Annotated in this window: 21 protein-coding genes; 11 read left to right on the top strand and 10 right to left on the bottom strand. The window is 57.6% G+C overall.

The features are described 5' to 3' along the window. Window positions 1–25: 25 nt before the first annotated feature. Entirely contained in the window at window positions 26–643 is a 618-nt protein-coding gene (gene thrH, locus QRN46_RS10750) for a bifunctional phosphoserine phosphatase/homoserine phosphotransferase ThrH (RefSeq protein WP_011333236.1), read from the bottom strand. 162 nt (window positions 644–805) lie between these two features. On the opposite strand from thrH, the gene QRN46_RS10745 reads away from it, so the two are divergent. The 3 genes from QRN46_RS10745 (at window position 806) to QRN46_RS10735 (ending at window position 4,372) form a co-directional block, all read left to right on the top strand. Further along, a complete protein-coding gene (locus QRN46_RS10745; protein ID WP_007960132.1) occupies window positions 806–1,540 on the top strand; it encodes a phosphoadenylyl-sulfate reductase in 735 nt (244 codons plus the stop codon). 504 nt (window positions 1,541–2,044) lie between these two features. Then, the gene (locus QRN46_RS10740; protein WP_285354656.1) at window positions 2,045–3,589 is read left to right on the top strand and encodes an NCS1 family nucleobase:cation symporter-1; all 1,545 of its coding nucleotides are present in this window, start codon (window positions 2,045–2,047) and stop codon (window positions 3,587–3,589) included. Between the two features lie 54 nt (window positions 3,590–3,643). Next, a complete protein-coding gene (locus QRN46_RS10735; protein ID WP_285354655.1) occupies window positions 3,644–4,372 on the top strand; it encodes an aspartate/glutamate racemase family protein in 729 nt (242 codons plus the stop codon). Here QRN46_RS10735 and QRN46_RS10730 read toward each other — a convergent pair. Next, the gene (locus tag QRN46_RS10730; protein WP_041475183.1) at window positions 4,341–5,282 is read right to left on the bottom strand and encodes a LysR family transcriptional regulator; all 942 of its coding nucleotides are present in this window, start codon (window positions 5,280–5,282) and stop codon (window positions 4,341–4,343) included. The genes QRN46_RS10735 and QRN46_RS10730 overlap by 32 nt on opposite strands. Before the next feature lie 125 nt (window positions 5,283–5,407). On the opposite strand from QRN46_RS10730, the gene QRN46_RS10725 reads away from it, so the two are divergent. After that, entirely contained in the window at window positions 5,408–6,154 is a 747-nt protein-coding gene (locus QRN46_RS10725) for a 3-oxoacyl-ACP reductase family protein (RefSeq protein WP_221615596.1), read from the top strand. Window positions 6,155–6,230: 76 nt separating this feature from the next. Here QRN46_RS10725 and QRN46_RS10720 read toward each other — a convergent pair whose 3' ends face one another. Then, the gene (locus QRN46_RS10720) at window positions 6,231–6,926 is read right to left on the bottom strand and encodes an HAD-IA family hydrolase (RefSeq protein ID WP_221615595.1); all 696 of its coding nucleotides are present in this window, start codon (window positions 6,924–6,926) and stop codon (window positions 6,231–6,233) included. Window positions 6,927–7,175: 249 nt separating this feature from the next. Here QRN46_RS10720 and QRN46_RS29020 point away from each other — a divergent pair, with 249 nt between their 5' ends. The 4 genes from QRN46_RS29020 to QRN46_RS10685 all read left to right on the top strand — a co-directional run bounded on the left by QRN46_RS29020 (window position 7,176) and on the right by QRN46_RS10685 (window position 13,472). Then, window positions 7,176–12,035: an RHS repeat-associated core domain-containing protein gene (locus tag QRN46_RS29020; RefSeq protein WP_350310496.1), complete on the top strand. Its 4,860-nt coding sequence runs from the start codon at window positions 7,176–7,178 to the stop codon at window positions 12,033–12,035. Beyond that, window positions 12,032–12,424 (top strand): hypothetical protein, encoded by a 393-nt coding sequence (locus QRN46_RS10695; protein ID WP_221616075.1) that lies wholly within the window; start codon window positions 12,032–12,034, stop codon window positions 12,422–12,424. The genes QRN46_RS29020 and QRN46_RS10695 overlap by 4 nt, the downstream gene beginning before the upstream one ends. Before the next feature lie 86 nt (window positions 12,425–12,510). Further along, complete coding sequence (locus QRN46_RS10690) at window positions 12,511–12,939, top strand: DUF6896 domain-containing protein (RefSeq protein WP_221616076.1); 429 nt, start codon at window positions 12,511–12,513, stop codon at window positions 12,937–12,939. A gap of 128 nt (window positions 12,940–13,067) precedes the next feature. After that, entirely contained in the window at window positions 13,068–13,472 is a 405-nt protein-coding gene (locus QRN46_RS10685; protein WP_221616077.1) for an Imm50 family immunity protein, read from the top strand. A gap of 190 nt (window positions 13,473–13,662) precedes the next feature. Here the strand turns inward: QRN46_RS10685 and QRN46_RS10680 are convergent, their stop codons facing one another. From QRN46_RS10680 to QRN46_RS10665, 4 genes are all read right to left on the bottom strand, one after another. Beyond that, window positions 13,663–13,872, bottom strand: coding sequence for a hypothetical protein (locus tag QRN46_RS10680; RefSeq protein WP_285354654.1), 210 nt, complete (start codon window positions 13,870–13,872; stop codon window positions 13,663–13,665). A gap of 123 nt (window positions 13,873–13,995) precedes the next feature. Beyond that, a complete protein-coding gene (locus QRN46_RS10675) occupies window positions 13,996–14,418 on the bottom strand; it encodes a glycine zipper domain-containing protein (RefSeq protein ID WP_007952177.1) in 423 nt (140 codons plus the stop codon). 137 nt (window positions 14,419–14,555) lie between these two features. Further along, a complete protein-coding gene (locus QRN46_RS10670; protein ID WP_011333227.1) occupies window positions 14,556–14,924 on the bottom strand; it encodes a hypothetical protein in 369 nt (122 codons plus the stop codon). Between the two features lie 307 nt (window positions 14,925–15,231). After that, entirely contained in the window at window positions 15,232–15,420 is a 189-nt protein-coding gene (locus QRN46_RS10665) for a hypothetical protein (RefSeq protein ID WP_085690513.1), read from the bottom strand. A gap of 242 nt (window positions 15,421–15,662) precedes the next feature. Between QRN46_RS10665 and QRN46_RS10660 the strand changes: the two genes are divergently transcribed. Beyond that, window positions 15,663–15,941, top strand: a complete 279-nt coding sequence (locus QRN46_RS10660; RefSeq protein ID WP_064594653.1) for a hypothetical protein — start codon at window positions 15,663–15,665, stop codon at window positions 15,939–15,941. A gap of 42 nt (window positions 15,942–15,983) precedes the next feature. On the opposite strand, the gene QRN46_RS10655 is transcribed toward QRN46_RS10660, so the two are convergent. Continuing rightward, window positions 15,984–16,304, bottom strand: a complete 321-nt coding sequence (locus QRN46_RS10655) for a YbjQ family protein (protein WP_007959944.1) — start codon at window positions 16,302–16,304, stop codon at window positions 15,984–15,986. 1,175 nt (window positions 16,305–17,479) lie between these two features. Here QRN46_RS10655 and QRN46_RS10650 point away from each other — a divergent pair. Next, window positions 17,480–17,659: a hypothetical protein gene (locus QRN46_RS10650; RefSeq protein ID WP_285354653.1), complete on the top strand. Its 180-nt coding sequence runs from the start codon at window positions 17,480–17,482 to the stop codon at window positions 17,657–17,659. Beyond that, window positions 17,644–18,033, top strand: a complete 390-nt coding sequence (locus QRN46_RS10645; RefSeq protein WP_285354652.1) for a hypothetical protein — start codon at window positions 17,644–17,646, stop codon at window positions 18,031–18,033. The genes QRN46_RS10650 and QRN46_RS10645 overlap by 16 nt, the downstream gene beginning before the upstream one ends. A gap of 7 nt (window positions 18,034–18,040) precedes the next feature. On the opposite strand, the gene QRN46_RS10640 is transcribed toward QRN46_RS10645, so the two are convergent. After that, entirely contained in the window at window positions 18,041–19,063 is a 1,023-nt protein-coding gene (locus QRN46_RS10640; RefSeq protein ID WP_285354651.1) for a phage portal protein, read from the bottom strand. Continuing rightward, a complete protein-coding gene (locus tag QRN46_RS10635; RefSeq protein WP_285354650.1) occupies window positions 19,063–20,820 on the bottom strand; it encodes a terminase ATPase subunit family protein in 1,758 nt (585 codons plus the stop codon). Before QRN46_RS10635 ends, QRN46_RS10640 begins: the two co-directional genes overlap by 1 nt. Window position 20,821: the final 1 nt, after the last annotated feature.

Here is a 20,821-nt window from a genome sequence, read left to right as displayed (position 1 = left end):
GCATGGGAACGATCAAGGAATGTGATTACAGGGACAGGTCGCGGTTCGAGGCTTTGAGGAATTCTTGCTTCAACTCCGCAAACGTATGCACCGCCGGAAACTGCGGAAACTCGCGGATCACGTTATCCGGCGCATGGAACAGAATCCCCGCATCCGCTTCGCCCAGCATGCTGGTGTCGTTGTAGGAATCCCCCGCCGCAATCACCCGGTAATACAGGCTCTTGAAAGCCAGAACCGACTGGCGTTTCGGATCTTTCTGACGCAACTGATAGCTCGTCACCCGCCCGCTGTCATCGGTAATCAGTCGGTGGCAGAGCAAGGTCGGAAAGCCCAGCTGACGCATCAGCGGCTGGGAAAACTCGTAGAAGGTGTCCGACAGAATCACCACCTGGAAACGCTCGCGCAGCCAGTTGACGAACTCCACCGCGCCGTCCAGCGGCTTGAGCGTGGCGATCACTTCCTGAATGTCCGACAGTTTCAGGCCATGCTCATCGAGGATGCGCAGGCGCTGTTTCATCAGCACGTCGTAGTCGGGAATGTCCCGGGTGGTGGCCTTGAGCGATTCGATTCCGGTTTTTTCGGCGAAGGCGATCCAGATTTCCGGCACCAGCACCCCTTCAAGATCAAGACAGGCAATTTCCACAGGACACTCCATTTGTAATGTTTATTGAGCCGAGCGAGCCCGAACTCTAGCGGCTCGACCTGGAGCGCGCAACGCAGAGGCTGCCCCGGCGCGCGTTGCTTTTTGTTACCATCGCCGCCATATAGAGCGCCCAGCGCCACCGACCTGTAGGAAGCCGCCCTGATGAGCCCAACGTTCGACGTCGTGGAACTCGCCACGACCTATGCCAACAAATCCGCGCAGGACATCCTCAAACTCGCGTTCGCCGAGTTCGGCGATGACCTGTGGATATCTTTCAGCGGCGCCGAGGATGTGGTGCTGGTGGACATGGCCTGGAAGCTGAACAAGAACGTCAAGGTGTTCAGTCTCGACACCGGCCGCCTGCATCCGGAAACCTACCGTTTCATCGATCAGGTGCGCGAGCACTACAAGATCGACATCGAACTGGTCTCGCCGGACTACACGAAACTTGAACCGTTCGTGAAGGAAAAAGGCCTGTTCAGTTTCTACAAGGACGGTCACGGCGAATGCTGCGGGATCCGCAAGATCGAGCCGCTGCGCCGCAAGCTGTCCGGCGTCAAAGCCTGGGCCACCGGCCAGCGCCGCGATCAAAGCCCTGGCACCCGCAGCGCTGTGGCGGTGATGGAAATCGATACAGCGTTCTCCACCCCGGAGCGCACCCTGTACAAGTTCAACCCGCTGGCACAGATGACCAGCGAGGAAATCTGGGGCTACATCCGCATGCTGGAGCTGCCGTACAACAGCCTGCACGAGCGCGGCTTTATCAGCATCGGCTGCGAACCGTGCACTCGTCCTGTCCTGCCGAACCAGCACGAACGTGAAGGTCGCTGGTGGTGGGAAGAAGCGACCCAAAAAGAATGCGGGTTGCATGCCGGGAACATCATCAGCAAGGCATAAGCATCCCTGTTGCCCTTTGGGAGCAAGTCAGCTCCCACAGTGTTCACCACCCGTTTTGAAAAATGTGTACACACGAATGTCACCATCGGTGCCATTTATGTGTGCACTTTTCGTTTCTGCGCCCTGAAAAGTTACATCAGGCTCCAAAAACACTCCCTCCCGGCGCCCGCCAAAATCCCTCCCGAAAAATAAATACCTGTTCGAACGGTCAATTTATATCGCCCGTATTTCAACGACTTGGCGCTCTTCAATAACTTTTCGAAATCAGCGGTGGTTTTCATAGATCGCCGGCTGGCACAGATCTGGCTTTAGTGCATGCATGTTTTGTATACAAAACCGCAAAACATGAACCCACACTTTCGATCCGCAAGCCTGAAGCGCCCTATCCCGTACAGGCTGCAGATGCCCCGTAACCAGTGATGTTTTCACCGCCGCGACGAAGATCTGCCGAGCCCGAATGCTCATGCACAGTCATCGCGGCCCGAACATCAGGAGCCTGCCGGAATGCGTACGAGTCTCTCCAACAACAACATCGCGCTGAATCTGCCCGCCTCTTCACCCCTTGACCACAGCGTGCCCGGTGACGGCATCGCCGAACCGCTGCAACTGAGCCCGCGTCTGCACAACAGCGACCTCGCGCCGACCAAGGTCGAAGGACGGCGCTGGGGCAAATACAGCATCTTTGCCCTGTGGACCAACGATGTGCACAACATCGCCAACTACTCGTTTGCGATCGGTCTGTACGCTCTGGGCCTGGGTGGCTGGCAGATTCTGCTGTCGCTGGGGATCGGCGCGGCGCTGGTGTATTTCTTCATGAACCTGTCCGGTTACATGGGGCAGAAAACCGGCGTGCCATTCCCGGTGATCAGCCGGATCAGTTTCGGCATTCACGGGGCACAGATTCCTGCATTGATCCGGGCGGTGATCGCCATCGCCTGGTTCGGGATTCAGACGTACCTGGCGTCGGTGGTGTTTCGCGTGTTGCTCACGGCGATCCATCCCGGTTTCGCCGACTACGACCACGACTCGATCCTCGGCCTGTCGAGCCTGGGCTGGGTGTGTTTCGTGGCGATCTGGTTCGTGCAGCTGGCGATCCTCGCCTACGGCATGGAAATGGTCCGCCGCTACGAAGCCTTCGCCGGGCCGGTGATTCTGCTGACCGTCGCCTGCCTCGCCGCGTGGATGTACACCCAGGCCAACGCGACCATTGCCTGGTCGATCCGCGAACCGCTGACCGGCGGCGAGATGTGGCGCAACATCTTTGCCGGCGGCGCCTTGTGGCTGGCGATCTACGGCACGCTGATCCTCAATTTCTGCGATTTCGCTCGCTCTTCACCGTGCCGCAAAACCATCAAGGTCGGAAACTTCTGGGGCTTGCCGGTGAATATTCTGGTGTTCGCCGGGATCACCGTCCTGCTGTGCGGTGCGCAATTTCAGATCAACGGCCGGATCATCGAAAGCCCGACCGAGATCATCGCGTCGATCCCCAACACATTCTTTCTGGTGCTCGGCTGCCTGGCCTTCCTGATCGTCACCGTAGCGGTGAACATCATGGCCAACTTCGTCGCCCCGGCCTTCGTGCTCAGCAACCTGGCGCCTGAATACCTGACCTTCCGCCGCGCCGGGCTGATCAGCGCAACGATTGCCGTGCTGATCCTGCCGTGGAATCTCTACAACAGTCCGCTGGTGATCGTGTATTTCCTGTCCGGCCTCGGCGCCCTGCTCGGCCCGTTGTACGGCGTGATCATGGTCGACTACTGGCTGATCCGCAAAGGCCGGATCCACGTGCCGCAGTTGTACAGCGAACACCCTGACGGTGCGTATTACTACAGCCGAGGGGTCAACCTGCGGGCGGTGGCGGCGTTCATTCCGGCCGCTTTGATCGCCATCGTTCTGGCACTGGTGCCGGGCTTCCACAGCGTTTCGCCTTTCTCCTGGCTGATCGGCGCCGGCATTGCCGGGATGCTCTATCTGATCATCGCTAAACGCCAGCCGCACTACGCCGACGTCGACGGTGAAGCCATCGCCGTCGACAACGTCAGCCACTGAATCTTTTGGCGGCCCTTCGCGAGGCCGCAGAACCAACCGTAATAAGGACTTCCCATGCGCATTCTCGTGGTCAACGTCAACACCACCGAATCCATCACCCAGGCCATCGCCCGTTCGGCGCAGGCTGTCGCTTCCCCCGGCACCGAGATTGTCGGCCTGACGCCGTACTTCGGCGCCGATTCCGTCGAGGGCAATTTCGAAAGTTACCTGGCCGCCATCGCCGTGATGGACCGGGTGATGTCCTACGACCAGCCGTTCGACGCGGTGATCCAGGCTGGCTACGGCGAACACGGTCGCGAAGGCTTGCAGGAGTTGCTCAACGTGCCGGTGGTGGACATCACCGATGCGGCGGCCAGCACCGCGATGTTCCTCGGCCACGCCTATTCGGTGGTCACCACGTTGGATCGCACAGTGCCATTGATCGAGGATCGGCTGAAACTGTCCGGCCTGTGGGATCGCTGCGCCTCGGTGCGCGCCAGTGGCCTGGCGGTGCTGGAGCTGGAACACGAGCCGCAACGGGCGCTGGAAGCGATCGTGCATCAGGCGGAACTGGCGGTGACTCAGGATAAAGCCGAAGTGATCTGCCTCGGTTGCGGCGGCATGGCCGGGCTCGACGAGAAGATCCGTCAGCGCACCGGGGTGTCGGTGGTGGATGGCGTCACTGCGGCCGTGACCATTGCCGAATCGCTGGTGCGCCTCGGCCTGTCGACCTCCAAGGTGCGCACCTATGCGACGCCACGGCCGAAAACCATCATTGGCTGGCCAGCACGTTTTGCGCGTTGAACCGTTCGGCGAGGCCCAGGGTTGAAAACTGCTCGATGACAAAATCGACGAACGCCCGGGTCTTGCCCGGCAGCAGTTTGTGTTCGGCGTAATAAATGGAGATGTTGCCGTCGTCGACGTACCAGTCCGGCAGGACCCGCTGCAAGGTCCCCACCTCAAGGTAACCGACGGCAAACGGCATGCTCACCAACGCAATCCCCAACCCCTGCGCCGCCGTGGCGCAGGCGGCTTCGGAATCACTCATGGTCATTCGTGCCTTGAGGGTCAGCGGGCTGTGTTGCCGGGTGCGATGGGTCAACTGCCAGGAGCGCACGCGACCGGTCTGCGGTGAGCGGATCAGGATGCCGTCGTGCAGCTTGAGGTCGTCCGGCTCGCTGATCGGCGCGTATCGATCCAGATAATCCGCAGAAGCCACCAACACCCGATGCGCCGGTGTGAGCCTGCGCGCTACCACGCCTTGGGGCAGTTCGAAGCCTCCACCAATCGCCGCATCGAAACCCTGGCCGATCAGATCGACCTGGCGGTTATCGAAGTGCCAGTCCGGGTTGATCGCCGGAAATCTTTTCAGGAATTCCCCCAGCAACGGCACGATGTACAAACGGCCGAACACCGTACCCATGCTGACTTTCAGCGTGCCCGCCGGTTGACCGCCGGCACTGGCCAGATTGTTCACCGCGTTCTGGATGGTGGTCAGGCTGCCGCTGACCTCACTCAGAAACAATTGCCCCGCTTCCGTCAGGGTCAAGCGACGGGTGCTACGCTGGAACAGCCTCACGCCGAGGCGCGCTTCCAGTTTCGCCACGCTTTTGCCCACGGCGGCCGGTGTCAGGCTCAGTCGTCGCGCGGCCTCGGCAAAGCTGCCGACTTCGGCGCTGCGCACGAAGCATTCGATACTGCTGAAGGTTTCCATGGCCGCCACTCTAAACTTTTGGTTTACACAGACTATAGCAACCACGGTCTACCCGCCTATTGGCGAGGGGCAGATACTCGACACCACACCAAGGCAGCCTGCCTTGAAACTTCTGGAGATCGAACATGACCACTCAACACCTCAGCGGTAAAGTCGCTCTGATTCAAGGCGGCTCTCGCGGCATCGGTGCCGCCATCGTCAAACGCCTGGCCGCTGAAGGCGCCGCGGTTGCCTTTACCTACGTCAGCTCGGCCGCCAAGGCTGAAGAACTGCAAAACAGCATCACCGCCACCGGCGGCAAAGCCCTGGCGATCAAGGCTGACAGCGCCGACGCCAGCGCCATCCGCAACGCGGTGAACGCCACTGTCAAAACCTTTGGCCGCCTCGACATTCTGGTCAACAACGCCGGTGTACTGGCCGTCGCCCCGCTGGAAGACTTCAAACTGGAAGACTTCGACCAGACCCTGGCAATCAACGTGCGCAGCGTGTTCATCGCCAGCCAGGAAGCCGCCAAACACATGGGCGAAGGCTCACGCATCATCAACATCGGCAGCACCAACGCCGACCGCATGCCCTTCGCCGGTGGTGGCGTGTATGCGATGAGCAAATCTGCACTGGTGGGCCTGACCAAAGGCCTGGCCCGCGACCTCGGCCCACGCGGCATCACCATCAACAACGTGCAGCCTGGCCCGGTCGACACCGACATGAACCCGGCCCACGGCGAGTTCGCCGACAGCCTGATTCCGCTGATGGCCGTCGGTCGTTATGGCACGGCCGAGGAAATCGCCAGCTTCGTCGCCTACCTCGCAAGCCCGGAGGCCGGTTATATCACCGGGGCCAGCCTGACCATCGACGGTGGTTTCGGCGCCTGATTGATCGGATAGTCGATAACGAAAAACGCCGCCCCTCCTTTGACAGAGGGGCGGCGTTTTTTTGTTCGCGATTTGATCAAGCCCAGTCGAGCGCCGGCAACCCGCAAGCACTCGGCGTGAACGCTTTCAACGTACGAAGAATCCCGTCGGCGTGTGCGTATTTTTCATCGGACATGGCGGCATCGGGAATGGCGATGGCAGTCATGCCGGCTGCTTTCGCGGCTGTCACACCGAACGGCGAATCTTCGAACACCAGGCAATCTTCCGGCGCAACACCGAGGCGGCGAGCGGCGGTGAGGAAGATGTCCGGCGCCGGCTTGGCCGCACCGACTTCCGGGTCGTCCGCGGTGACGATGAAGTCGAACAACGCGAACCAGTCGCGGTGCAACGTGGTCTTCTGACCGAACGACTGACGCGACGAACTGGTGCCGACCGCAATCGGAATGTTGTGCGCCTTGAGGTGGCGGATCAGTTCCTCGGCGCCCGGCATCGCTTGCGCGGTGGGAAAACGCTCGCGCATCAGCGGCTCGCGGATCACCAGAAATTCTTCAGCGGTGATCGGCAGGTCCAGCGCTTCGACCACATAACGCGCGAGATCGCCGGCGCCGCGCCCGATGATGTTCTGTTTGATGCTCCAATCGAACGTGCGCCCGTAACGCTCGGCAATCAGCGAGGTAACCTCGGTGTAGATGCCCTCGGTGTCCAGCAGCAAACCGTCCATGTCGAAAATAACGGCCTTGATCGGGCCAAACGCCTTCAGCGGTGCATTCATCATCGGATCCGTTATCAAAGACATCCCGGGCGACGTGGATAGCGCCGCTGCTCGGATCTGATTAAAGGGTTCAGCAGCATAACGAGCGCGGCCAAGGTTGAGCAACGGGCAATGTCGGTTGTCCGCCGAACGCCCTCCTGCACATTTAGAGAATCGCCCTACAGACATCACCTACTCGGCTGACTTCTTTCCTGTTTGATCCCCCGCAAAGTTTCGCGCCATTCCCCTGATGCGCGCGAGTGACTGCGAATGCTTCCATCTGACCAACTCCTGAAACTGAACAACAGCATTGGTTTGCTGGTGGTCGCTGCGCTGAACCCTGATCAGCCCGACGTCGAAAAACTGTTTCAGGAGTTTCGCCTCTGCCTCAACAACTATGACGCCTGGGCCGAGCAGTTCTGGACGGGCACCGCGCTGGATGTCGAACAGGTGTTCCAGGTCGGCAACGATGTCCGGCTCAGTGCACCGGTTGCCAGCCGCAAGCCCATCAGTTCCTCTGTCGCCATGTGTTCCGCCAGCGGCTCCCTGACGCTGGTGCACATGTTCGAAGCCGCGAGGTTTGTGCCGATCGGTGATACGCCGGTGATTCTTGAACCGGTCATTTCCGATGTCGACGGTGTTTTGGGTTTCGGCGAACCGCTGCATTACACCATCGGCCCCAGCGGCATTCTCAAGGTCGACGATTGCGACCGGGGCCAGCGTTATCGCATCACCTTCTTTCCCGATGTTTCTACCGCGCATGTCCAGACGTTGTATGCCTCGTATCAGGGTCTTCTTGATGTTCTGGAAGGCTGGCTGCGTGAGGAATGGGAAGGGTTTCAACCGCAGTGGACAGAGTTTTCCAGCGCCGGTTTCACCGAGCGTTACAGGCAGTTGCAACGGGCTGACTGGCACGGTTTTGAAACTGCCCTGAATGGTGTCTGGGATGACGTAAAGCAACTGTTCGCGTTGCTCGCCGATTTGCAGGCCAACAGCGAAAAGCTTCTGCAGTACCTCTCCAGCGCTGAACTGGATGCCTTGCTTGAAGCGTCCTCCGAGGCCATCGCCAATGGCCTGCTGATGCTCGGCGATGAGCCGTTGCTGTTCATTTATCTGGCGGCCTTTACCAGTTGGCTGAAGATGTTGCCGCCGCAGTGTCTGGCCGAGGTGGTGGCTGAGGTTCGGGCCGAATTGCTGGTCAGTTTTCTGCTGATGTGCGTGTCGGGTGGCATGGGTGTGCCGCTGCGGTTGAGCACCAAGGTATTGGGCAAGATCAAGTCACCCCGTGCGCGGGCATGGCTTGCGGCATCGGCGTTGCGGCTGGCGGAGCTGACCTCCGCGCCTGATCTGACCCGGCATGCGAGCGCGTTGAAACCGCTGATGGTCAATGCAGGTCCGGCACCGTTGCGGCCGACACCGGCTATTCCGCTTGAAGTTCGCACGGGGGATGCGCTGGTGCTGACGGTACCCAATCCGGCGGCCATTGCCCGTGACAAGTCCCACGGCATGACGCGAATGGAACGGCATGAGCCTCGCGATGAGGCTTCGGATCAGGCGAAAAATCCCAACGGTGACAGCGCCGATTGTGCGCCGCGGACCTGCACCAACGGGTGTCCGGTGTCGATGGTCACCGGTGAGGAATTGCTGACCCTCACCGATGGCGTGCTCGACGGGCTGCTGCCGTTCGAGTTCAGCCGCTTGTATCGCACCAGTGCGGTCGAGATCGATGTCGGGCTGGGGTTTGGCTGGAGTCACTCGCTGGCGCATCGGCTGGAGGTCGAGGGCGCTTCGGTGGTCTGGGTTGACCATGAGAACCGGCGCACGCCGTTTCCGTTGCCGAGTATCGAGAGGCCGGCGATTCATAACAGCTTGTCGCGGGCGGCGATCTTTCTGGGGGATGAGCCGGAGGAGTTGATCGTTGCGCTGGCGGGTGAGACGGCGCGGTTTTATCACTTTCGGGCTGGGCGTCTGACGGCGGTCAGCGATGCCTACGGTAACCGGTTGCGTATTACGCGGGACCGTCTGGATCGCGTTGAGCGCCTCGACAACGGCGCTGGTCGCTCCTTGTTGCTGCGCTATGAGCGGGCGCATCTGGTCGCGGTCGATTATCAGGTTTTTCGGGAGTCTGCCTGGCGCACCGAGCAGACGCTGGTCAGCTACCGCTTCGATGCCCGTCATCGATTGATCGAGGCGACCAACGCCGTCGGCGAGAGCGAGCGTTACGACTACGACGACCAGCACGTCATCCTGCAACGGCAACTGGCCGGCGGCGCGAGCTTCTTCTGGGCGTGGGAACGCGCCGGCAAGGCCGCGCGCTGCGTGCGGCACTGGGCCTCGTTTTCGCAGATGGATACGCGTTACGTCTGGGATGACGCCGGCCGTGTCACGGTGCATTACGTCGATGGCACTGAGGAAACTTACGTCCACGACGACACCGCGCGGCTGGTGCGTCAGGTCGCCGCCGACGGTGGTGAGCAGCTCAAGGCCTATGACGCGCAGGGCCGGCTGGTCGCCGAGCAGGATGCGCTGGGGGCGGTCACCGAATACCGCTACGACGATGCCGGACGGCTGATCGCGCTGATTCCGCCGGACGATGCGCCGACGTCCTACGAGTACCGCAACGGTTTCCTGCACAGCCGTTCACGTGGCGATGCGGTGTGGACGTACCGGCGCAATGCTCAGGGGGACATCACCGAAGCGGTCGATCCCGATGGCCATGTCACCCATTACCACTACGACGCGCAGGGGCGGTTGCTGTCGATCCGTTATCCGGATTCCGGTCGGCATGTGTTCGTGTGGAACGACCTGGGTCAGTTGGTCGAGGAAAGCTTGCCGGACGGTGGGGTTCGGAAGTTTTCCTACGACCTGCAGGGGCGGCGGATTACTGCGCAGGATGAACACGGTGCCGTCACCCGTCATGCGTGGGACGCCGTTGGCCGGCTGATCCAGACCACCTCGCCGAATGGCGCCACTCGAGCCTTCAGTTATAGCGCTTACGGCCAGATCACCGCCGAACGCGATGAACTGGGGCGGATCACCCGCTACGAGTATGACGACGACCTGCATTTGGTCAGCCGGCGGATCAACCCCGACGGCACGCGCCTGCAATACCGCTACGACCATGCGCAGCTGCTGCTGACGGAAATCGAGAACGAGTCCGGCGAAAAGTACCGGCTGGACTACACGCCCACCGGACTGATCCGACAGGAAACCGGCTTCGATGGCCGACGTACCGCGTACGCCTACGACCGCAATGGCCACCTGCTGGAAAAGACCGAGTTCGGCGACGACGGCACCACGCTGGTCACCGGCTATCAACGTGATGCTGCTGGGCGATTGCTGCTCAAGACCCTGCCGGACGGGGTCGAGGTCAGCTACCGCTATGACCGTCTCGGCCGTTTGGTCGGCGTGGATGACGGCCAGGATCACCCGCTGGCTTTCGAATACGACCTGCAGGACCGGCTGGTGCGCGAGCATCAGGGCTGGGGCACCCTGCGTTACACCTACGACGCCTGTGGCCAGCTCTCCCGCCTGCGCCTGCCGGACAACAGCAAGCTCGATTATCACTACGCCAAGGGCGGCGCGTTGACCGCGATCGACCTCAACGGCGCCTTGCTCACCCGTCACGTCTACCAGAACGGCCGAGAACAGCAGCGCCAGCAAGGCCTGCTGCTCAGCGAATACTCCTACGACGAACAGGGCCGGTTACGCGCCCACGCCGTAGGCCATCAGCGCAGCGGACTGTACCGTCGCGACTTTGCCTACAGCGCCAATGGCAACCTCGAACACATCGCCGACACCCGCCACGGCCAACGCAGCTACACGTACGACGCCCTCGACCGGCTGATCCGCGTACGCCACACCCGCGACGACCTGCCGGAAAACTTCGCCCACGACCCGGCCGGCAACCTGCTGCTGCAGGACCGTCCGGGCCCGACGCAGATCAAAGGCAATCGCCTGCAGATGCAGGGCGACCGCCACTACGACTACGACGCCTTCGGCAACCTGATCCGCGAACGCCGTGGCCGCGCGCAAACCCTCGTCACCGAATACCGCTACGACAGCCAGCACCGCCTGATCGGCCTCACGCGCCCCGACGGCACCAGCGCCACCTATCAATACGACGCCTTCGGCCGGCGCATCCGCAAAACCGTCGACGGCCAGACCACCGAGTTCTTCTGGCAAGGCGACCACCTGATCGCCGAAAGCAGCCCGACCCAGCACCGCAGCTTCATCTACGAACCCGGCACCTTCCGCCCCTTGGCGATGCTCGACGGCAAAGGCCCGAAACGCGCCTGCCCGTTCTACTACCAACTCGACCACCTCGGCACTCCGCAAGAGTTGACCGACTACAGCGGCGACATCGTCTGGTCAGCCAAATACAGCGCCTACGGCAAGGTCACCTCGCTGGAGCTGGCGACCGAGGACTACCTGAACCAGCCGCTGCGCTTTCAGGGGCAGTATTTCGATGACGAAAGCGGGCTGCATTACAACCGGCATCGGTATTACGACCCGGACGTCGGCCGGTACCTGACGCCGGATCCGGTGAAGCTGGCGGGCGGGCTGAATCAGTACCGGTACGTGCCGAATCCGACGGGGTGGGTGGATCCGTTGGGGTTGAGCGAATGCCCCGGCACAGACAAGTGCAAACAACCACAGTCACCTAAAAAAGATCCGACAGAACAATCAAAACACAATGAGCAGGAACCTGAACTTCCCGCCCCCCAGAATAAACAGGAATATTTGTATCGTGGAGACCGTAGGGATCCAGAAGATGTTTTCCTGAACGGTTTTACCAGTAAAGGAGACAGCAACGACCTACTATTACACTCTATTGATAGCGACTTCCCACCAAGCAACTTCATAAGTACATCACCTTCCAGAGACGTAGGAAAAGCATTCGCCACTAGATACTTCACAAAAATCGGTTACCTTTACACACTAAAAAAGCTACCTGGCCTAGATCTTAAAAAGGAGCTTGGGGCCGCATACAAATTCGATAAGGAGGCAGAAATCGCAATACAAGGCCATATAAAAAATGAAGATATCCTAGGTGCAACACTGATAATTGATGACGGTCGAGAATTCGGCTACTCCATACCAAACCCTCATAGAAAAATAGACAAATGAACACAAAAATTACGATATCAGCCATAATAAATAGTGCAAAACAAGATATCGATCTATTTTGTAACGACGACGAAATCAGCATCACACTAAAACTACCCAACGACAAAGAAAAAACCTACAAAAGCACTGATTTTTATAAATGTTTCGGTCAGCTAAGAGAAGACAACTCAAATATTCAGTTCCTTTGCAAAGGCTCACAGATCAATGTCCACCCATCAAGCATGTCATCACAGATGTCGCTTGGGCTGAAAGCCTATGAACTCACCATCGGGAAAGCGCCCTCTCTGGATGACGTCGTATTCATATTTGATTACGAAGATAAAAATCTGACAAACAACCCAAAAGACCAACGCGACTTTTATTTCAACTGGATTACAGCAAAACCATAGAGCAAAAAAAAATTTCAAAAATTAAATTCGACCAAAGCCACCACTGTATCACCAACAACTATATAGCTGAGAAAATGTAGAAGAGAATGATCAGAGACGAGAATACACTTGAAGACTTGATAACCGACTTCCTCACCAAAGTAGACAGTGGAACAAGACTACTAGAGGAGAACTTTGGCACTCGAGACATTCGAAGGCTTTGGCACACTAAGGCAATAAAGCGATGCGGGAAAATTACTGGAGGCGTCAGGTATGAATTACATGGAATCGGGTGCTTTATCCACTTACCGAAAGAAACCGTAGATTTTGACTATGGCCCTAACGGTGAAATTAATGGATTTGATATTTGGCGCCTATACAACTTTGCTTGTGATAGACCACCCAAGCATAAAAAATATTGCGACAAAGAAACTGTTGAAAAAGAATTTAACGAATATATAAATCTAAATAAAATCAAAAAAATGTCAGCCATAAGCAATCTTTATATACTGACTAAGCTACGAGATATAGATTAGGCGCAACGACAAAAAATGGCCTGCTCACTCAGGCGCTTATCCTCCATTTCGACATGCACCCAGCGGCCAATCCACGAGCTGAAAAGTCAAAAAAATATAGACGAGCACTATCCTTTTAGGAAATAACCATGAAGCACTGGACCGATATAGCAGATAGCACTTTTTTCAACATGATTTTCAGCTCCCCAATAGCCATTGGAGAAATAAAACTTTTCATCTCAAATATCGACAACAATTACTCGACAGTCACCTTAGGTTTCGACATACCTGAGATCCCGGACACTCCTCCGAAAAAATGGGAAACCATGGGATTTAACGCTTGCCGCATAGGTATAACATGCAGCAAAATAGAGGATTTGGCATTACACAATCTACCTACAAACAAAAACCTGAGATTAACCATCAAAAATACTGGTTCACGATTTAGAGTTTCGGCCATTTCTGACGACTCATCGATACACTTCACGACAGCTTTTATAAGCCTTCGCGAACCTACGGTTTATCTGTCAAGCATTCCATTCCATGAAACATGATAAATAATCTTAAGACCTGACATTCGAACCTCCATCGCGATAGTTTTTACTTGCAATACTTACGATTTATTATCAATGGATATATTCAATTATTTTATTTAGTTTCAGATCAGATTGCCCAAGTCGATTACCAAAATCTAAACAAACAACAGACGAAAATTGCTGCACGAAAATTAATGCATGCACTCCATCACTCATCATCATCATCATCATCATCATCATCATCATCATCATCATCATCATCATCATCAAAATCCTCATACTCAAGCTCCTCCTCACCCTCCAAAAGCGGAACCGTCGCATCATCCATCAATGACCCCGGATCTTCATTCCCCGGATCATTGATAAACGGCAATCCGCTCGGGCCTTTCTCTTCCTTGCCTTCGGTTTCCGGAGTCATGGCGCACCTCGTCAGTCGCATTCGTATACGACGTTCGAAAAGTATGGTCGCGAATCGTTCCTGCGCATGACGCGCAGGCACAAAAAACCCGGCATAAAGCCGGGTTTCCGTAGAACCGGTCACTCAACGATGACGGTTCTTGTGTTTGTTCTTGTGCTTGTGACCACCGCCGGAGTGCGACTTGCCGCCATCGTCACCCAGGTTGTTGCCGACCGCGCCACCCGCTGCGCCGCCCAACCCTGCGCCGATAGTCGAACCGGTGGAGCCGCCGAGGCTGTTGCCGACGACGGACCCGCCTGCGGCGCCGAGGCCACCGCCAATGGCGGCTTCCGTGCGATTGCGTTTGTTCGCGCCGACCGCGCTGCCAGCCGCACCGCCAACGCCGGCACCCACCGCAGCACCGGTGCTGCCGCCGAGTTGGCCGCCGACCACATTGCCCAACGCGCCACCCAATCCACCCCCCACGGCGGCCGTGCCATCACCGGCGGCCATGGCGCCTTGTGCCACGAACAATCCCAAAACCAATGCGGATAATGTCAATCGCATACAGACCTCACAGGTCCCGAGTCGGGACGGTTCGCCCGCGGAGGGGGCTACGTAGCATTGGAGGCGAATTCGGGAAAAACGTTCAGCAACGAAAAGGCCCGGCAAAAAGCCGGGCCTTTTCAGTCACGCGTTGGCAATCAGTGACGCTTGTGCCCCTTGGACAAGTTGCTGCCCACTGCGCCGCCAGCAGCACCGCCCAGGCCGGCACCGATAGTCGCGCCGTTCTTGCCACCCAGGCTGTTGCCGATGATCGAACCACCCGCCGCACCGACACCACCGCCAATGGCCGCCTTTGTGCGGGCCCCCTTCTTCGCTGCCAACGCACCGCCAGCCGCGCCGGCCAGGCCAGCGCCAATGGCCGCGCCGTTGCTGCCGCCCATTTTCTGGCCAACCACGTTACCCAGCGCGCCGCCCAGACCGCCACCCAGTGCGGCGGTACCGTCGCCAGCCATTGCACCTTGAGCAACCAGAAGCCCCAGAACCAGAGCAGGCAGAGTTAAACGCATGACGAGAACCTCAACAGAAGGAATAAAAAAGGGCGCAGATTGAATGCTGCTGCCGCGGCAATGTCCAGCGTCGCCGCGTACTTGGCGCCGATTGGACAGCGATTATGGAAAAGGTTTTATGGCAGGCAAAAAAAAGCCCGCTGGGGAGACGGGCTGGAGACTTGCTTTCTAACGGATGGCTTCACCCTACTCAGGCGCGTGTGAAAAGTTTGTGAAAGAATCCGGACGAATCTGCAATTTCTGTAGGGTATTTCTCAAAAGAAGAAACAAAAAACCCCGCTCAATGGCGGGGCTGTGTGGCATCCGATTACTTCCTGGAACGTGCCGTCACCTTGGGCAGAAATTTTGCTTTAGGCCCCTTGGGTGCCGTGGACTTGATCTTGCCGGTCTGAACCGGGTCCTCGCCAAACCCGGCCTGATACTCCGTCTGGCCGCAGCGCACGCAATTGTTGAATGGAAATTCAGCCCCGTCGTCTTCGATGTACGGATCAGTCATCTCTTCACCCCTTTCCAAATGCGGGCCGACACCGGCAAACCCTTTTGCCTGAAAAAATATCGACCTCCAAGGCTTTTGAGACTAGCCGGTCATTCCTGGACTTGTGATTCAGATCACCCGAAGCCCGACGAATGGCCTACGGAAATTAAACACATTGAGGAACCGTTGGTCCCACGCGACTAAAGATTTGCGGCGACCGGCCGCTGCCCTTTTTCCTACGCAATGAATCTCAAGGAGAGAACATGGAAATCAAAGGATTCCCGACACTGCCTGTTGTAAAGCTCACGGATGAACAGATCGCCGCCGGCAAGGCCGGGGCGGAGAAACTCAAGGAAAAGATCGCTTCGGGTGAAATCGTCATTAAGCAGCCGACCGGACCGAGTCCGTTGCAGCCTGGCGTGATCTACCACCCAGACCCGGTTCAGCCAGTTCAACCCGGCGATACGCCGCCTCTCGTCGCGATCGATACGCCGCTGACCTACGATTCGAAAGGCACTATCCTGCTCAAGCCGCAGGGCTGATTATCAGCACAGAGCCCATTCCGTTGAATGGGCTCACTAGCCTCAGCGCAACTTGACCGCCGTACCGGTCGCAAACACCACAACCATGCCGCCCTTCCCTGCCGGCATGCTGATCTCGAAATCCACCCCGACCACCGCATCCGCCTGCAAGGCCCGCGCGCGCTCCTTGATCTCGTCAGTCGCCTGAACACGCGCCTCCTTCAACGCCCGCTCCAGCGTCTGCGAACGCCCACCGAAAAAATCCCGCATGCCCGCGAACATATCGCGGATCACATTCACGCCCTGCACCGACTCGGCACTGACGATGTCCAGATACGCCGTAATCTGCCGGCCTTCGATGGAGTGGGTGGTGGAAATGATCATGGAGGTCGTCCTTTTACTTGCCGGATAAACCGCGATTGTAATGCCTGGCCAAAGGAAGCCGAACCGATCTCTGTGACCAAAAAAAACCGAACGCCAGAATGCACAAAACCCCTGGTTTCTCTCGAAACCAGGGGTTTTGTTTACATCGAATTTGGCGGTGAAGGAGAGATTCGAAACCGCCCGATTGCGATTTTCTCGAATTCAGGCCCCGGTTTATAAGGGTTTCAGAGCGATAGTTAGCGCGCAAGCGGTCCCATGGCGGTCCCATGAGTTTGCGCGGCAGTCGCAGACGAAAAGGGCCATAGAGGGTAATCCGTTTTTTCTGGAGCGGTATCGGAAAAAGGTAATTTCAGTAATTTAATCACCTTACCGGCTTGAGACCCTTGATTTATCTGCCCTGCAAGGGATCGGCACAAGGTAATTTTCAAGTAATGAATAGGTAAGGTAATTACCTTTCAAGGAAGTAATTTTCTTTTTTCTTCATCTCATATAAATCAATCACTTATGACAACATTACCTCTTTCATTACTCTAAATTACCTTCTGATGTAATCCAGCAAAGCCAATGAATTCGGGGCTTTCAGCGGCGTACTGACGCCCGGATTACCACATTACTTTTTTCCGAATGCGTTCTTGAAAAATCGCCCTTGAGCGCTGACCCATTCCTGGCGACCGACTGACGCGACACATCAAGTGACCCAACCCTCGCAGGGATTTGCAGGTTTTTTACCCCTGATGATTACCAGGGCAACTCCCGGCCATAGCCGCGTTCAGCACCATGCAGGGCTGCGGAAAAAAAGACCCATTTAGCCCGGAGGCGAGGTGGGGGGACGACGGCGCGCGCCAGCTTTGAAGCACGCCTATGGCTCCGAAAAACGCACCACGTCACGGCACGTTTCATAAATGAAAAAAAAGCCGCCTCAGGGGGCGGCTAATCTCAACATCACATGTATTCAAAATGGCTTCAGAGAAGCGACTGTGGGAAGGTAAGGCTGAGACGCCGAGATGCTTTCAGAGCTGATGGCGAATTGACCTTCCGTCGGGAGATTCGTCTGCACCATTAACTTTTAGGTTGCGCAGGCGATCAAAGACTATACCTTCAGTAAAATCGTCACCATAAATTATGGCTGTCTGTTTCAGGCGTACAGCCACAATCACCCAGTGGGTGCAAGGACCATGAAAAGAGAATACCAGCCAGCACCGCATGACCCTTCGTCAGAGGAGGTCAATTTCGACATCACGCGCATGAGAAGGGCTATCGAGGAAGGGCAGCGCTTCGTCATGCCTGAAGGTTTGCCACGCGAAAGCTTCCGTGAATGGATGCGCGAGAACGCCAATAAATGCCGAACCAAGTAGAATTCAGCGAACATTTCACCAACCTGTTTGTAAATCTCTCCCAAGAAGAGCAAGACCTCATTGAGGAATTTGTATTCCACTTCGAGACGCATGGTCTTCGCACGTTCATAGGAAAAAAAGGCCCCAACGACAACGTTCCTCATTCAGACCCCAACCGTCAGGTGAAGATCGCTTTTGCTAAGCGACATAAACTTTGGCATGTTCATATCGGTTATCCCCGCTGGAATAGTTGTCGCAACCCGGCCGGCGGTTATAAAACGTCGAATTATGTAGTCCATTTTCAGAAATTCAACGACTCACATATCGCACTGGTCGACTACAACTCGCATGACCCTATGATCATGCCTAGCAAGACTTCTCTTTTTCGAAGGTAGCCTTGTCTTAGGCTTCCCCCCCGATTTCATAGGGTTTGAAACGCAAAACCTCCTCCCCTAGCCAGTGATTCAACTGAGTCATTCGCGTCTGAATAGGCTCCAGCTCGTTGGCGACATAGATCTGCGCCGCTTCCCTGATCGAGCCAAACCCACCCGCATTCTGCGGAACAATCCCCATCAACTGCGGTGGAATGCGCAGGCTGGCCAACACATCATCCCGCGTCTGATTCTTGATCGAATTGAATTCATCTTTCGCCGCCACTTCGCTCACCGGGATCAACTGGATCCCGTCCTTCTTACCGGTCGGCGAGTAGACGAAAAGATTGCGAAAGTTGCCGGGCCCTTTCGATTCCTTCAGCGCCTTGCGCAATGCATCAATGTCCGCCTCTGTCTGCGCCGCATCCGTCATGTAAAGGATGAACCCGGCATGACTGCCGTTCTCGTAATACTTGCGCCGGAACAGCGTCGCTGACTCGTTCAGCAACGCCGACTGTAACGCGCTTATCCACTCCGGCAGCCCATAAATCTCCTGATGCAAATCCGCCTCACGCAGGTGAAAAATACTGTCCGGCTCGAAAGCGTGTTCGTCCTTCCATCCACGTACCTGATAGAACTGTCCCTCCGGTCCGGCACGCATGTACTTGGCTAGCGGCGTCTCCAGCTTCCGAACCCCGCCCAACCGCGAACGCCGCCCCTCAAAATACCCATTACCCAGACAGAGGAAGTCCAAGGCGAATTGCTCAAACGAAGCCCGCGACAAGAGCGGATGTGGAATAAACGTCTTGCTCAACAGATTGCGCTTGAACATCAACCCAGAATGCAGATGCACGCTCGCCCCTACTGACCGGGCGAGACCGTCCAGCGACAACGGCGGCTCATACCAACGCCCGTTGAACCAGCACTCCAGATAGTCGAACACCTCCCGACCGCCCAACACTGGCGTCGGCTCGCCGAAGGAAAAGACCTGCGTCCCGGCGCCGGCGGTGGAAGTGGTCGCGGGCAACGTCTGGTTGGCCAATTGTTCGGTCATCAGTAAATCTCCATGCGCCCGGTGTTGGCAGTGGTCTGCCCCTCAAGCGGTTCGTGGTGCAATGCGTGGAAGAGCGCCCAGGCCAGGTCGGCGTGGCCGGTGTTGTCGTTGCGGCCGGCGGTGTAGGTGTATTGACGTCCGCCGGCGGTGACGGTTTTGCGGATAGCCATCAGCGACTGGGCCATGTCGGTCCAGCCGGCGTCGAATTCGAGCCGGCCCTTGTGGATCACGTCGTAGGCCTTGAGCACCAGACGGGTTTTGACTTCGGGCGAGTAGCTGAACGTGGTCACCGCCGGGAAGAATTGGCGGACCAGCTGCGCCACGCCACTGCCCAAGCCGGTTACGTCGATGCCGATGTAGGTCACCCAGTAGCGGTCGCAGACGCTTTTGATGAACGCGGCCTGTGCGGCGAAGTCCATGCCCCGGAACTGGTGGCGCTCTAGGATGCGGAACTTGCCTCCGGGCACCAGCGGCGGCGCGACCACCACCAGGCCCGAACAGTCACCCGTCTCGGCCGGGTCGTAACCGATCCACACCTGACGGTCGCCGAACGGGCGCATGGCGAAGGGCTTGTAGTCCTCCGCCCACTCAACCCAGCTGTCCACCATGCACGACTGCAACAGGGTCAACGGGAAGATGCTCGCGCCGTCATCGACGAACTCGCACATCAACAGGTTGGCGAACGCCTCAGGGCTGTACTCGCGGCGCAATTCTTCGATGTCGAACAGGTCGCAACCGCCCCGCTCCGCATCCAGAATCGTGACGATCTGCCGCCACAACCGGTCCTCACAGAACCGCCCCTGCTGGAGCGCCCCGTGGGACACGTCCACCTTCGTATGCTGCGCGGCAGGCTTGCCCTTGTTGAAGCGCTCGCCAGTCCAGAAGGTGTACGCCTCATGGGCCATGCTCGACGGCGTCGAGAAGTAGGTCTTTCGCCACTTCTTGTGCATCGCCATGCCCGACGCGACTTTGTTCAGTTCCTCGAACTTGAACGTCCAGAAGAATTCATCGAAGTAGAAATTGCCGTGGTAACCCTGGGCGGTGCGGGCGTTGGTGCCGAGGAAAAACAGCTCGGCGCCATTGGGTAAAACGATGGGATCGCCGGTCAACTCGACCCCGATCACCTCTCGGCAGAAGGCTTGGATGTAGCCCCGGAACAGGTAGGCCTGGTTCTTCGAGGCCGACAGGAAAATCTGGTTACGCCCGGTGTCCAGGGCATCGATAAACGCCTCGCGGGCGAAGTAGTAAGTCGCGCCGATCTGCCGACTTTTGAGGATGACGCGGGTGCGCTGATTGCCGGCCCGGTACCAGTCTTTCTGGTAGTCAAAGCAGCCGTCGATGAAGGCCTCGCGCAGCAGCTCGATCTGGTCATCATCAATCTCGTTCTTAACGGCCTTTTTCTTCGGCTCGGCGTTGCGTTTGGCCAGGTTCGGGTTGATGTCGGTTTCGGTACCGCCACCCTGAAAGCGCTGGATCCGCGCCTGCCGTTCGAGCTGGCGGTGCAGCAGATCAATCTCTTTGAAGTCGCCGCCGTTTTTCCCATCCTTGAGGATCAACTGCACCAACCGCGCTTCCAGCGCTCCACCGATGCGCTCGACGTTGTCGGCCCGGTCCCACTCGTCGCGGGCCTTCCAGCTGTGTAGCGTTTTTTCCTTTTCGCCCGTAGCCTCGGCAATCTCGCAGATGCGCCAACCCATCCAGTACAGGAACTTGGATTGGCGGCGGGGATCGATGGGCAACAGTGCGGTCGTAGTCATG

This window comes from Pseudomonas sp. lyk4-R2A-10 (assembly GCF_030209075.1).
Taxonomy (GTDB): domain Bacteria; phylum Pseudomonadota; class Gammaproteobacteria; order Pseudomonadales; family Pseudomonadaceae; genus Aquipseudomonas; species Aquipseudomonas glycinae.
Note: the sequence above shows the minus strand (reverse complement) of the source record. Positions and strands in the feature narration are given on the sequence as shown.